General features: G+C 59.5%; 11 protein-coding genes. 9 read left to right on the top strand and 2 right to left on the bottom strand.

Translation table 11 applies throughout. The features are described from left to right. Positions 1-8 precede the first annotated feature (8 nt). The 5 genes from rpmG to trpS all read left to right on the top strand — a co-directional run bounded on the left by rpmG (position 9) and on the right by trpS (position 3,900). Positions 9-164 carry a 50S ribosomal protein L33 gene (gene rpmG, locus B9G99_RS02825; RefSeq protein ID WP_086620664.1) on the top strand — a complete coding sequence of 52 codons (156 nt, stop codon included), beginning with the start codon at positions 9-11 and terminating at the stop codon, positions 162-164. Between the two features lie 157 nt (positions 165-321). Further along, positions 322-1,137 (top strand): bifunctional DNA-formamidopyrimidine glycosylase/DNA-(apurinic or apyrimidinic site) lyase, encoded by an 816-nt coding sequence (gene mutM / locus B9G99_RS02820; RefSeq protein WP_086620663.1) that lies wholly within the window; start codon positions 322-324, stop codon positions 1,135-1,137. A gap of 95 nt (positions 1,138-1,232) precedes the next feature. Beyond that, positions 1,233-2,423, top strand: coding sequence for a class I SAM-dependent rRNA methyltransferase (locus B9G99_RS02815; protein WP_086623244.1), 1,191 nt, complete (start codon positions 1,233-1,235; stop codon positions 2,421-2,423). Between the two features lie 7 nt (positions 2,424-2,430). Continuing rightward, positions 2,431-2,775 (top strand): putative signal transducing protein, encoded by a 345-nt coding sequence (locus B9G99_RS02810; protein ID WP_086620662.1) that lies wholly within the window; start codon positions 2,431-2,433, stop codon positions 2,773-2,775. A 111-nt stretch (positions 2,776-2,886) separates the two neighbouring features. Continuing rightward, positions 2,887-3,900, top strand: coding sequence for a tryptophan--tRNA ligase (trpS, locus tag B9G99_RS02805; RefSeq protein WP_086620661.1), 1,014 nt, complete (start codon positions 2,887-2,889; stop codon positions 3,898-3,900). Positions 3,901-3,980: 80 nt separating this feature from the next. On the opposite strand, the gene B9G99_RS02800 is transcribed toward trpS, so the two are convergent. Further along, complete coding sequence (locus B9G99_RS02800) at positions 3,981-6,008, bottom strand: S9 family peptidase (protein ID WP_227875902.1); 2,028 nt, start codon at positions 6,006-6,008, stop codon at positions 3,981-3,983. 219 nt (positions 6,009-6,227) lie between these two features. On the opposite strand from B9G99_RS02800, the gene B9G99_RS02795 reads away from it, so the two are divergent. Continuing rightward, positions 6,228-7,409: a YeeE/YedE family protein gene (locus tag B9G99_RS02795; protein ID WP_086620659.1), complete on the top strand. Its 1,182-nt coding sequence runs from the start codon at positions 6,228-6,230 to the stop codon at positions 7,407-7,409. A gap of 166 nt (positions 7,410-7,575) precedes the next feature. Further along, positions 7,576-8,223 carry a hypothetical protein gene (locus B9G99_RS02790; RefSeq protein WP_086620658.1) on the top strand — a complete coding sequence of 216 codons (648 nt, stop codon included), beginning with the start codon at positions 7,576-7,578 and terminating at the stop codon, positions 8,221-8,223. Positions 8,224-8,313: 90 nt separating this feature from the next. Here B9G99_RS02790 and acnA read toward each other — a convergent pair whose 3' ends face one another. Further along, positions 8,314-11,052 carry an aconitate hydratase AcnA gene (gene acnA, locus B9G99_RS02785; protein ID WP_086620657.1) on the bottom strand — a complete coding sequence of 913 codons (2,739 nt, stop codon included), beginning with the start codon at positions 11,050-11,052 and terminating at the stop codon, positions 8,314-8,316. 253 nt (positions 11,053-11,305) lie between these two features. Between acnA and B9G99_RS02780 the strand changes: the two genes are divergently transcribed. Continuing rightward, positions 11,306-11,512 carry a zinc ribbon domain-containing protein gene (locus tag B9G99_RS02780; protein WP_086620656.1) on the top strand — a complete coding sequence of 69 codons (207 nt, stop codon included), beginning with the start codon at positions 11,306-11,308 and terminating at the stop codon, positions 11,510-11,512. A 168-nt stretch (positions 11,513-11,680) separates the two neighbouring features. Further along, on the top strand, positions 11,681-12,658 hold the full coding sequence (gene trxB, locus B9G99_RS02775) for a thioredoxin-disulfide reductase (RefSeq protein WP_086620655.1): 978 nt from the start codon (positions 11,681-11,683) through the stop codon (positions 12,656-12,658). The last annotated feature ends 84 nt before the right edge of the window (positions 12,659-12,742 follow it).

The raw sequence follows: 12,742 nt of genomic DNA, 5'->3' as shown, positions 1-12,742 counted from the left end.
GCAATAACATGCGTGACAAGATCAAACTGGTTTCAAGCGCGGGTACCGGTCACTTCTATACGACCGACAAGAACAAGCGCAACACTCCTGACAAGCTGGAATTCAAGAAGTACGACCCGGTCGTACGCAAGCATGTCATGTACCGTGAAGCCAAGATCAAGTAATTGATCGCGCTTTACGTGCCGCCCGACAGGGTGGCCTGAAAGGACCCGGTCATGGCCGGGTCTTTTTGTATCTGGACCTTTCATGCTCGATGCTCGGCCGGCAGGCCTTCATCGGCTCACCGTCTTCCTTCCTCCAATGCTGTCACACTAGACCCTCATGCCCGAGCTGCCTGAAGTTGAAACGACCCGCCGCGGTATTGCGCCGTGGGTGGCGGGTTTCGAGATCAATGAAGTCATCATTCGTCATCAACGTTTGCGTATTCCTGTGCCGGAAGGCCTGGCCGAGCACCTGACCGGAGAGCGTGTCGGGGAGATCGAACGCCGCGCCAAGTATCTGTTGCTGCCGGTGGCCGGTGGTCATCTGCTCTGGCATCTGGGTATGTCCGGCAGCCTGCGGCTGGTCGAGGTCGGCACCGAGCCGCGCAAGCATGATCATATCGATCTGGTCATGAGCTCCGGATGGGTGCTTCGTTATCATGATCCACGCCGCTTCGGGCTGGTGGATTTCATCAAGGGTGATCCGCTCAGCGATCGTCGCCTGGCATCGCTTGGCCCTGAGCCGCTGGGAGATGAATTCAGTGGTACTCACCTGTATCAGCGCTCGCGCGGCAAGCGTGTCGCTGTCAAGAATTTCATTATGGATAACGCCACCGTGGTGGGCGTGGGCAATATCTATGCCGCTGAAGCACTGTTCATGGCCGGTATCGACCCGCGCGTTGAAGCCGGCAGGGTGTCGCGCGCGCGCTACCAGCGTCTGGCTGAGGCCATCAGGCAGGTGCTGGCGGCATCGATCGAGCAGGGCGGTACCACGCTGCGTGACTTTGTCAGTGGGCACGGTGAGCCGGGCTACTTCGTGCAGAGGCTCAACGTCTACGGTCGAGGCGGTGAACCGTGTCGCGTCTGCGGCCGCGAACTGCGTTCCATGACCATTGGTCAGCGCGCCAGCGTTTTTTGCCCCCACTGCCAGCGCTAGTCACCGCATACGACACACTGCCGCAGCGATGCCCAGCTGATAGAATGACGGGCAATACGCATGTGCCCTTTTTATTACCAATTTCGGAAGCTGTCGTGACCCAACGTCTTCGTCTCAAGAAAAATGCCGATCGTCGTCTCAAGGCGGGCCATCTATGGCTCTATTCCAATGAGATCGACATCGCCGAAACGCCGCTCAAGGACTTTGAACCGGGCGCTCAGGCCATCATCGAGGCGGCCAACGGGCGGTCCATGGGCGTGGCCTACGTCAATCCCAACTCCCTGATCTGCGCGCGCGTGGTCTCGCGCGATACCGATGTCATGCTCAGCCGTTCGCTGCTGGTGCACCGTTTCAAGCAGGCGCTCTCCCTGCGTGAGCGTCTGTATGCGCGCCCCTTCTACCGGCTGGTACATGGCGAAGGTGATCTGCTGCCCGGTCTGGTGGTGGACCGCTTCGATGATGTGGTGGTGATTCAGCTCAATACGCTGGGCATGGAGAAGGTGCGTGATGACATCATCGATGCGCTCAACAAGGTGCTTTCTCCGCGCGTGATTGTTCTGCGCGGCGACACTGCCGGCCGCCGGCTGGAGCAGCTCGATGAGCATGTCGAGATCGTTCAGGGCGAGCTTGATGGCGCCGTGGCGCTGGAAGAGAACGGCGTGCGTTTTGAAACCGATGTCGTGAGTGGACAGAAAACCGGCTGGTTCTTTGATCACCGCGATAACCGTGCCTGGCTCAATGCCCAGGTCGCGGGCAAGCGGGTGCTGGATGTGTTCAGCTACGTGGGTGGCTGGGGCGTTCAGGCTGCAGCCAGCGGTGCCTTGGAAGTGGTCTGTGTCGATGCCTCCAGCCCGGCGCTTGAGCGCGTCAGGCACAACGCTGCACTCAATGGCGTGGAAGATCGTGTCTCGACGCTTCAGGGCGATGCCTTTGAAGTGCTGGCCCAGCTCAAGGCCCAGGGTGAAGTCTTTGACGTGATCGTACTCGATCCGCCGGCATTCATTCGCAAGCGCAAGGACATCAGTGCCGGTGAGCGGGCCTACGGCCGACTCAACCGGGAAGCGATTCGTCTGCTGGGACGTGATGGGCTCCTGATGTCGGCGTCCTGCTCGATGCATCTGGCCAGCGATCGTCTTATTGACGTCGTACGCGGTTCGGCACGCCATCAGGATCGTCATGCCCAGCTGATCTATCAGGGCCACCAGGGCGGTGACCATCCCATCCATCCGTCCATCCCGGAAACGGCCTATCTCAAGGCGATGGGCGTACGAATCTTTCGCGACTGAGGTCACCATGGCACGTCCGGTTCGTGTCTTTCAGCATCCGAACAGCCTGCTGGTAGGTCATGTCCGCAATCTGCTTGAAGGCGCGGGTGTGATGTGTGAGCTGCGTAACTGGACGCTGGCCGGCGGCATGGGGGATCTGGCCCCCATCGACTGCGAACCGGAGCTGTGGGTAGCTTTTGATGACGCGCCACGCGCAGAAGCGCTCATCGATCAATGGCGTCAGAGCGTCGAGGTGTCGTCCTCGCCCGGTGCGCGGCTGTCACGGGGCTGGCGCTGCCAACGTTGTGGCGAGTGGCACGAAGCGAATTTTGATACCTGCTGGCAGTGCGGACTTGAACGGCCCGATCCATAACGCCGAAAGATCAGCCTGTCGCCCGGCCGTCTCGCGCGCGTTACACTGTGAGCACTTCTACGCGATGACTTCATCCGCGCCGTTTTCCATCACCGAGCAGACGTTGCGTTCATGACCAGCACACGAGTACTGACCGGCATCACCACGACCGGTACCCCACATCTGGGCAATTATGTCGGTGCCATTCGCCCCGCCATTGCCGCCAGTCAGGACGAAAGCGTTCAGTCCTACTATTTTCTGGCCGACCTTCACGCGCTGATCAAGGCAAGCGATCCCAAAAGGGTGCAGCAGTCACGCCTCGAGATTGCTGCCACCTGGCTGGCGCTGGGGCTGGATACGGACAACGCCATCTTTTATCGCCAGTCGGACATCCATGAGACGACCGAGCTGGCCTGGATGCTCTCCTGTGTCTGCGCCAAGGGGCTGATGAACCGGGCGCATGCCTACAAGGCCGCCGTGACCGACAACGAAGAGACCGGCAGCCCGGACCCCGACCGCGGTATCACCATGGGGCTTTTCAGCTATCCGGTGCTGATGGCGGCCGATATCCTGCTGTTCAATGCCAACCGCGTGCCGGTCGGGCGCGATCAGGTGCAGCACATCGAGATGGCGCGTGACATGGCCGGACGTTTCAACCACGTCTACAAGGGCAACTATTTTACGCTGCCCGAAGCGGTAGTGGATGAGCGCGTTCAAACGCTCAACGGGCTGGACGGACGCAAGATGTCCAAAAGCTACGACAACACCATTCCGCTGTTCTCCTCCGAGAAAAAGCTTTTAAAGCTGATTCGAAAGATCAAGACCAACTCGCTGGAGCCGGGCGAGCCGAAGGACCCCGAGACCTGCACGCTCTTTCAGATCTATTCGGCCTTCGCCAGCGAAAGCGAAGAGCAGGCCATGCGTGGCCGTTACGCCGAGGGCATCGGCTGGGGCGATGCCAAAAATGCGGTCTTTGAGCATCTCAACGCTCAGCTTGAAGGACCGCGCGAGGAGTATGAAAGGCTTCTGCAGGACCCGGGTCATATCGAATCGGTGCTGCAAAAGGGCGCCGAGCGTGCGCGCGGTGAGGCCAATGTGCTGCTGGAGCGCCTGCGCCCGGCGGTGGGGCTGGGGCGATTCGTCTGATCAGCGCCTGATCGTGCTGAATATTAAAAGGGCCGCCTTCATGAGAAGGCGGCCCTTTTTGTTTAAAGAACGTTGCTTGATCAGGACGTGGCGTTGAGCGCTGCCTCGAGACCGGGCGTGTACTCGGCGCCGTGCGGCACGGTCACGGTAGAGGGCGTCAGCGCATCTTCGATGGGCTCGAACCGACCGCCCAGCGACTCGGCCAGAAAGGCTTCGGTAATGGCGTTGAAGGCAATATTGTTCGCCGGACGCGCAAAGCCGTGGCCTTCATCGGGGAAGAGCACATAGGTGACGGGAATCGATTTTTCGCGCATGGCGTCGACGATCTGGTCACTTTCGGCCTGCTTGACGCGCGGGTCGTTGGCCCCCTGACCGATCAACAGCGGTCGCTGGATGCGATCGGCATGGGTCAGGGGCGAGCGGGCCTTTAGCCACTCGCGGCCTTCCTCGGTATTGGGATCGGCCATGCGGCGATACATCTGCTGACGTCCGGCTTCCCAGTAGGGCGGTATGCTCTCCAGCAGGGTGGTCAGATTCGAGGGGCCGACAATATCGACGCCACAGGCGAACACCTCGGGCGTCATGGTCAGTCCGGCAAGCGTGGCGTAGCCGCCGTAGGAGCCACCCATGATGGCGACCCTTTTCGGGTCGGCAATGCCCTGATCAATGGCCCAGTCCACGGCATCGATCAAATCATCATGCATGCTGGTACCCCATTCACCGTCGCCGGCCGCGGTGAAGGACTTGCCGAAGCCGGTCGAACCGCGATAGTTGACCGACAGTACGGCGTAGCCGCGGTTGGCCAGCCACTGGTGATAGCTGTTGCTGCCGTAGCTGTCGCGTGCCCAGGGACCGCCATGAACCAGCAGCACCATCGGCAGGGGCTCGGCAGGCGCCGTAAAACCATCAGCTTCGCTGCCGTGGGGCAGGGTCAAATAAGAGACCAGCGTCAGACCGTCACGCGTTTTGATTTCAAGCGGCGTCATGCCGGCAAGCGGTGCGCCTTCAAGCTCCGGGCGGCTGACAAACAGCGAGGTCAGCGTGAGCGCGTCGCGGTCAAAGAGCCATGTTTCGGCAGGTGCCGTGACCGGATCATTGACCACGATCCAGCGCCGGTCGTCATCGGTGCGTGAGGTAACATTGACGTCGCCCTTGAGCCTTTCATCAAGAAAGGTCAGTGCTTCACCGATGGCCGGGTCAATGGCGATCCATTCAGTGCGCAGATAGTCCACGGCCCAGGCCTGAATGTCGTGGTTGTCACGATCGGCCATGACGCCGGTGATGTCGGCCTTCGGTGACTCGGCGATCACGCGTAATTCGCCACTGTCCCAGTCCTGTGCGGTCAGGGCGGCCGTATCGCGTCCGCGGCTGTCGATCCAGTACATGGTGCGACCGTCGCGGGTAAAGCCGGCAGGCCCGGTGTTGGCGCTGTCTTCAAAGCTGATGGAAGCAAACGGCTCGCTTTCGACGCTCAGGTCGTTAACGCGGAAAAAGTCTTCACCACCGTCGCTACGAGGCTGCTCGGCCAGCCGGATCTCCAGATTTTCGTCGAGCAGGAAGCCGCCGTAGCCGTCGTTTTGCAGTACCAGCGACAGCTCACCGCTGTCGAGGTTGAGCTGGTAGACATCATGCCAGCGCGGGTCACGGTCGTTGATGCCGACCATGATGCGATCCCTGATGTGGCGGCTTACACCCAGTACCTGCACGCGTACGCCTTCCTGCGGCGTGAGAGTGCGCGGTTCACCGCTTTCCACGTTGACGCCGTAGAGGCGAAAGTTTTCGTCACCGCCCTGGTCGTTGACGTACAGAAGCTGCTGACTGTCCGGAGACCAGAAATAACTGCGAATCGGACGGGTCTCTTCCTGTGTCAGAGCGCGCGCCTTTTCAGGCTGATCTGTCGGGGCCACCCACAGATTCAGCACGTCATTGTGAGGTGCAATCCAGGAAAGCCACTGCCCGTCCGGGCTCAGGCGCCCCTGGACGCGGCTGGGATTGCCAAACAGGCGCTGACGCTCGATAAGGGCCACGTTATCTGTCGGGCCGGCGCCTGCCGAGGGGGTCTGACTGGCCGGCACGGCTGCCAGCGCAACATTGATCCAGCGCATCATGAACTCCTTGTACCGATAGCCGGTGACCGTAGCGGTCTACGGTGTCATCTTGAGTTCGACAGCATAACGCACGTGGTTATCCCGGGCCTGATGAATCCGTTAGCCAGCTTTTATTTCAGACACGTTATTTATGTCGATAAACTATGAAAGAGAGCCTTTTAATTACCGAGGAAAGAGATGGCGCAGTTCACGGCAACGGATCAGTCTCAACAGAGGCCAATGCATCAATCACCGCTCGTCTGGGGGGCAGCCGCCTTCCTGCTGATCGCGGCGCTGGCGGTCGCCATGACAGTCAGCATGACTCAAGGGGCATTGATGCTGGTAGGCGGAGCACTGGGGCTGGTGCTTTATCACGCCGCGTTCGGGTTCACGTCGGCCTGGCGTGTGTTCATCATTGATCGTCGGGGGCGGGGACTACGGGCGCAGATGGTGCTGCTGGCGGTCGCGGTGGTGCTGTTCTTTCCGGCCCTGTCGGCCGGCACGCTGTTTGATCATCCGGTAAGAGGCTTTGTCTCGCCCATTGGGATCTCCGTGATGGTTGGGGCCTTTATATTTGGTATCGGCATGCAGCTGGGCGGCGGCTGTGCCTCGGGGACCCTGTTTACCGCAGGCGGCGGCAATGCCCGCATGGTGGTCACGCTGCTGTTCTTCATCGTCGGTTCGGTACTGGCCACCATCAACTTTGACTGGTGGTTATCGCTGCCGGCGTTTGAGCCAACCTCGCTGGTTGAGATGGGGGCAGGGCCGGGGATCGCCATCAGTCTGGCCCTGTTTGCGGTAATCGCCGCGGTCACCGTCTGGCTGGAGCGCCGTCGGCATGGCCGTCTGGAAGCGGCGGCGATACCGGCCGAACGACGTGGCACGGCACGCTGGTTGCGCGGTCCATGGCCTCTGCTTTTCGGTGCGGTGGCGCTGGCACTGCTTAACTTTGCCACGCTGTCGCTGGCCGGGCGCCCCTGGGGCATTACCTCGGCGTTCGCGCTCTGGGGGGCCAAACTCGTTCAACTGGTCGGGGTCGACCCGGGGCAGTGGAGCTACTGGCAGCAGCCTGGCAACGCGCAGGCGCTGAATCAGAGTCTCTGGCATGACGTGACCAGTGTCATGAACATCGGCATTATTCTGGGGGCGATGGCAGCAGCAGCGCTGGCGGGCAGATTTCGACCGACGTTGAACATTCCCGTGCGCTCGCTTCTGGCCTGCGTCATCGGTGGCATATTGCTGGGCTATGGCGCGCGTATCGCCTTTGGCTGCAATATCGGCGCCTATTTCAGCGGTATCGCTTCAGGCAGTCTGCATGGCTGGGTATGGATGGTCTTTGCCTTTGCCGGCAACATGGTCGGGGTAAGACTGCGTCCCTTCTTTTTCCAGCAGCCTGCGCGTCCTGCCGTCAGTGGCTGCTGAGATGGTTTGGTGTTCGATCCAAAAGACGGAGATGCCTCTGGCATCTCCGTGCCGTTATGTGCATTAACTCATCGTGTCTTGAGCAAGCCGGTAAAATGGTTAATTTTTCGTTAACAAAACAAGGTATAATAATTAGTTAACACGCTTACGATTTTATGGAAGTTGCATGTCAGCCTCGATGTCCTCCCCCCCCGCCGAACGACAGGAAACGCTCAAGAGCCTCTATCGTTATATTGCCTATCTCTTTTTTGTAGCGCTGATCTGCCAGTGCATGTACTGGGACGCGTTGCCCAGAGAGCTCGAAGATCAGTTCTCTGAAACCTCTTTTGCTGAAATTGCCCAGACCTTCCTGCTGCTGGGTAGTCTGATTGCTCTCTGGAGGGTTCGTGCCATGGGCGTCTATCGCCATGGTACCGTGCTGATGTTTGCCTTTTTACTCGCTTCCCTGATCCGTGAGCAGGACTTCATGCTTGATCGCGTGTTTGATGGCCTGTGGCAGTGGCTGGTCACGCTGGTACTGGTGCCGGCTACCGTGTTTCTGGTGCGTTACCGGCTGCGCGTGCTGGATGAGTGCTGTCGCTATATGCAGCAAATGTCCTTTGGTCTTTTCCTGAGTGGTTTTGTGACTGTTTACGTCTTTTCCCGGCTGATGGGGCGTGGCATTTTCTGGGAAGCCGTTTTAAAGGCGCAGTATGTTTATGAAATCAAGGCCACGATAGAGGAAAGCATCGAGACGCTGGGGTTTGCGCTGATACTGCTGTCTACCGTTGAGTTGTGGCTCTGGGCACGTCGGAAGGCAGGGCATGCGGCCTGATTGATTGCCGTGTCGAGACCATTCGGCAGACCGTTGACCAAAAAAAGGCCCCATCCATGGATGGGGCCTTTTGTATGGCAGGCGTACTGCTTAGTTGGGCAGCATGCTGCGCAGCACGTAGTGGAGGATACCGCCGTGACGGTAGTACTCCAGCTCGTTGGCGGTATCGATACGGCAGAGCGCATCGATTTCTTTGGTGTTGCCATCGGCGAAGGTGATGGACACTTTTACGCTGGCGGCCGGGCTCAGATCATTCAGACCCGAGATGCTGATCGTTTCGTCACCGGTCATGCCCAGCGAGTTGCGATCTTCCCCTTCCGGGAACTGCAGCGGCAGAACGCCCATGCCGATCAGGTTGGAGCGGTGAATACGCTCGTAGGATTCGGCGATGACGGCGCGCACGCCCAGCAGGCGTGTGCCCTTGGCAGCCCAGTCACGCGAGGAGCCGGTGCCGTATTCCTTGCCGGCGATGATGACCAGCGGTGTGCCTTCTTCGGCGTACTTCATGGCGGCATCATAGATGGCCATCTGTTCGCCGTTGGGCACGTAGCGAGTCATGCCGCCTTCAACGCCATCGAGCATTTCGTTGCGGATACGCACGTTGGCAAAGGTGCCGCGCATCATCACTTCATGATTGCCGCGACGCGAGCCGTAGGAGTTGAAGTCCTTGACCTCGACACCGTGCTCCTGAAGGTAGCGGCCTGCCGGACTGTCGGGCTTGATGGAGCCGGCCGGAGAGATATGGTCGGTCGTGACCGAGTCGCCCAGCTTGGCCAGAACGCTGGCATTCTTGACGTCCTGAATCGGTTCCGGCTCACGACCCATGCCTTCAAAGAAGGGCGGATGCTGGATGTAGGTGGAATCCTTCGACCACTCATAGACTTCACCCGGGGTGATGTCGATGGACTGCCATGCGGCGTCACCGTCAAAGACTTCGGCGTATTCCTTGCGATACATGTCGCTGCGAACACGCTCGACGGCTTCAGCAATCTCTTTCTGAGACGGCCAGATATCCTTGAGATAGACCGGGTTACCGTTCTTGTCGTCGCCCAGCGGCTCTTTCGAAATATCCAGACGGACATTACCTGCCAGCGCATAGGCCACAACTAGGGGCGGTGACGCCAGCCAGTTGGTCTGGACCAGCGGATGGATGCGGCCTTCGAAGTTACGGTTGCCGGACAGAACCGAGGCGACCGTCAGGTTTTCATCCTGAATGGCCTGATCGATCTGCTTGGGCAGCGGCCCGGAGTTACCGATACAGGTGGTGCAACCATAGCCGACCAGGTTGAAGCCGAGCGCATTGAGCGGCTCCTGGAAACCGGCCGTGGCGAGATAGTCGGTCACGACCTTGGAACCGGGCGCCAGTGAGGTCTTGACCCAGGGCTTGCTGGTCAGGCCCTTTTCGACAGCCTTTTTGGCGACCAGACCTGCAGCCATCAGCACGCTCGGGTTGGAGGTGTTGGTGCATGACGTGATGGCCGCGATGACGACGGCGCCATCCTGCAGACGGAACTTCTGTCCGCGGTGCTCGATGTTGGGATCTTCGCTGAAGCTATTGTCGACAAAGGGCGCCGTGTTGCCGCCTTCGCTCTGCCAACGGCCTTCTTCCTGCGTGGAAGCATCCTTTGACTGATCGGCCAGCAGCTTTTCAAAGGTGGCGCTCATGTCGGTCAGGGCAACACGATCCTGCGGACGCTTGGGCCCGGCAAGGCTTGCCTCGACGGTGTTCATGTCCAGCGACAGGGTGTCGGTGAAAATCGGCTCATGACCCGGCTCGCGCCACATGCCCTGTTCCTGGGCATAGGCCTTGACCAGTTCGATCTGCTCCTGGCTGCGGCCGGTCAGCTTCATGTAGTTCAGGGTTTCATCGTCGATCGGGAAGAAACCACAGGTCGCGCCGTATTCAGGGGCCATGTTGGCGATGGTGGCACGGTCGGCCAGCGGCAGATCCTTGAGGCCGTCGCCGTAGAATTCGACAAACTTGCCGACCACGCCCTTCTTGCGCAGCATCTGGGTGACGGTCAGTACCAGGTCGGTCGCCGTGATGCCTTCCTTGAGCTTGCCTTCGAGCTTGAAGCCGATGACTTCGGGAATCAGCATGGAAACCGGCTGGCCCAGCATCGCCGCTTCGGCTTCGATACCGCCAACGCCCCAGCCCAGTACGCCCAGACCGTTGATCATGGTGGTATGGGAATCGGTGCCGACCAGTGTGTCGGGGAAGGCAAAGGTCTTGCCGTCTTCTTCCTTGGTCCAGACCGATTTGCCCAGGTACTCAAGGTTGACCTGGTGGCAGATGCCGGTACCCGGGGGAACCACGCTGAAGTTGTCGAACGCCTGCTGACCCCAGCGCAGAAACTCGTAACGCTCAAGGTTACGCTGCATCTCGATCTTGACGTTGTCTTCAAACGCTTCCGGATTACCGTAATCATCGACCATGACCGAGTGGTCGATGACCAGATCGACCGGCGACAACGGGTTGATGCGAGAAGGCTTTTCACCCAGCTTGGCCACGGCATCGCGCATGGCAGCAAGGTCGACAACGCCGGGAACGCCGGTGAAGTCCTGCATCAGAACTCGAGCAGGGCGATAGCCGATCTCACGTGTGGAACGACCTTCCTTCTGCCAGTCGACCAGCGCCTGAATGTCTTCCTCTGTGGCGGTTACGCCATCCTGAAAGCGCAGCTGGTTTTCGAGCAGCACCTTGAGCGTGAAGGGCAGACGTGCAAAATCGCCATACTGCTCGGCGGCCTTTCTGAGGCTATAGTAATGGTAGGTTGTGTCACCGACCGTCAGCTCGCCAAGCGTGCTGTTGGTGTTATCAGGGCTCATGAAGCCTCCTCGTCATCGGATTCCGGACCCGCACCATGCGGCTTGATAACCTCCGTCAGGAGAGGCGATAACGCATGGCCGGTACGCCGCATCAGGGAACATTATCCAGCGTGCTGATGTTGCCTGATGAGTATAGTAAGCATACCTGCAATATGATCTTGTGTCGGCCTGCCTACATTGTCGACAAACTTCGTGGCGCTAGCATAACAGTTTGCCTCCTGTTTCGTTCAAGTTTTTCAAGGCGAAAACCCTCATGCACGACCAAAGACTAATATCATGGCAGGAACATTGCCCCTACTGCGACGCCATGAATGATATCGATATTGACACCAGTCAGGGCTCCCACGTGACCTGGGTGGATTGTCAGTGGTGTTGCGCGCCAATCAGCGTCACGGTGACGGTATCCCTTTTTGATGACACCCTGGAGTCGGTCACGCTCGGACGGGATGACGATGCCTGAGCCCATGGCGGGCAATGAGCGTCATTACCATCGCCGATTGGCTGTCTGCCGCCTGCCTGCTCACAATCAAGGCATGTTCTATCGTGCCTGCCCGGACGCTGAAGCCAGCCACATGCAGTGTTACACTGGGCCCCATTCAATTTTGTCGATTTCTTTTGAGGTTATGTCATGAGTGATGTCAGCCATCATCCGCTGATTATTCTGGGTTCGGGCCCGGCCGGCTACTCCGCTGCGGTCTACGCGGCTCGCGCCAATCTGTCTCCAATGCTGCTGACCGGCATGGAGATGGGGGGGCAGCTCACCACGACCACGGATGTCGACAATTGGCCGGGCGATGACAGCGGTGTACAGGGCCCCGAGCTCATGGAGCGCATGCGCCGTCATGCCGAGCGATTTGATACTGATATTCGCATCGATCACGTCAACGAAGTCACCCTGACCGAGCGTCCCTTCCGCTTGAAGGGGGAAAACGGCAGCTATACCTGTGATGCCCTGATCGTGGCGACCGGCGCCAGCGCGCTGTATCTCGGGCTTGAATCCGAGGAGCGGTTCAAGGGGCAGGGCGTGTCGGCCTGCGCTACCTGCGACGGCTTTTTCTATCGCAACAAGGAAGTCGTGGTTGTTGGTGGTGGCAATACGGCGGTCGAGGAAGCGCTCTATCTCTCCAACATTGCCTCAAAGGTAACGCTGGTCCATCGCCGCGATAGTCTGCGAGCCGAGAAGATCCTGCAGCAGAAACTGTTCGACAAGGTCGACAATGGCAACATGGCGATCGAGTGGAACACGACCGTTGATGAAGTGCTGGGGGACGGCTCCGGTGTGACAGGTGTGCGGCTCAGATCGATGGCGGATGACAGCACGCGCGAGCTCGAGGCGCCCGGCCTGTTCGTGGCCATCGGTCATCGTCCCAATACCGACCTGTTCAAGGGTCAGCTGGACATGAAGGATGGCTACATCACCGTGAAGTCCGGACTTGAGGGCAATGCCACGGCGACCAGCATTCCGGGTGTCTTTGCAGCCGGCGATGTGGCCGATCAGATCTATCGCCAGGCCATTACTTCGGCCGGCAGCGGTTGCATGGCGGCGCTGGATGCCGAGCGCTATCTGGACGGGCTGGATCCGAGCGTGCCGCATTCGGCCTGGTAAGGATCATCGAAGATTGCGATACAGGGGGAAGGCTCAGGCCTTCCCTTTTTTGTGTCCGGTGGAATGTTGCAGGCAAATCGGGGA

This window comes from Kushneria konosiri, from assembly GCF_002155145.1.
In the GTDB taxonomy this organism is placed as follows: domain Bacteria; phylum Pseudomonadota; class Gammaproteobacteria; order Pseudomonadales; family Halomonadaceae; genus Kushneria; species Kushneria konosiri.
This window is presented reverse-complemented; position numbering and strand designations above follow the sequence as displayed.

What these genes read in the sequence shown, in the direction of transcription:
- rpmG (WP_086620664.1), top strand. Translation starts at nt 9, where the DNA reads ATGCGTGACAAGATCAAACTGGTTTCAAGCGCGGGTACCGGTCACTTC.
- B9G99_RS02800 (WP_227875902.1), bottom strand. Translation starts at nt 6,008, where the DNA reads ATGATGCGCTGGATCAATGTTGCGCTGGCAGCCGTGCCGGCCAGTCAG.
- B9G99_RS02780 (WP_086620656.1), top strand. Translation starts at nt 11,306, where the DNA reads ATGCACGACCAAAGACTAATATCATGGCAGGAACATTGCCCCTACTGC.
- trpS (WP_086620661.1), top strand. Translation starts at nt 2,887, where the DNA reads ATGACCAGCACACGAGTACTGACCGGCATCACCACGACCGGTACCCCA.
- B9G99_RS02795 (WP_086620659.1), top strand. Translation starts at nt 6,228, where the DNA reads ATGCATCAATCACCGCTCGTCTGGGGGGCAGCCGCCTTCCTGCTGATC.
- B9G99_RS02790 (WP_086620658.1), top strand. Translation starts at nt 7,576, where the DNA reads ATGTCAGCCTCGATGTCCTCCCCCCCCGCCGAACGACAGGAAACGCTC.
- B9G99_RS02810 (WP_086620662.1), top strand. Translation starts at nt 2,431, where the DNA reads ATGGCACGTCCGGTTCGTGTCTTTCAGCATCCGAACAGCCTGCTGGTA.
- acnA (WP_086620657.1), bottom strand. Translation starts at nt 11,052, where the DNA reads ATGAGCCCTGATAACACCAACAGCACGCTTGGCGAGCTGACGGTCGGT.
- trxB (WP_086620655.1), top strand. Translation starts at nt 11,681, where the DNA reads ATGAGTGATGTCAGCCATCATCCGCTGATTATTCTGGGTTCGGGCCCG.
- mutM (WP_086620663.1), top strand. Translation starts at nt 322, where the DNA reads ATGCCCGAGCTGCCTGAAGTTGAAACGACCCGCCGCGGTATTGCGCCG.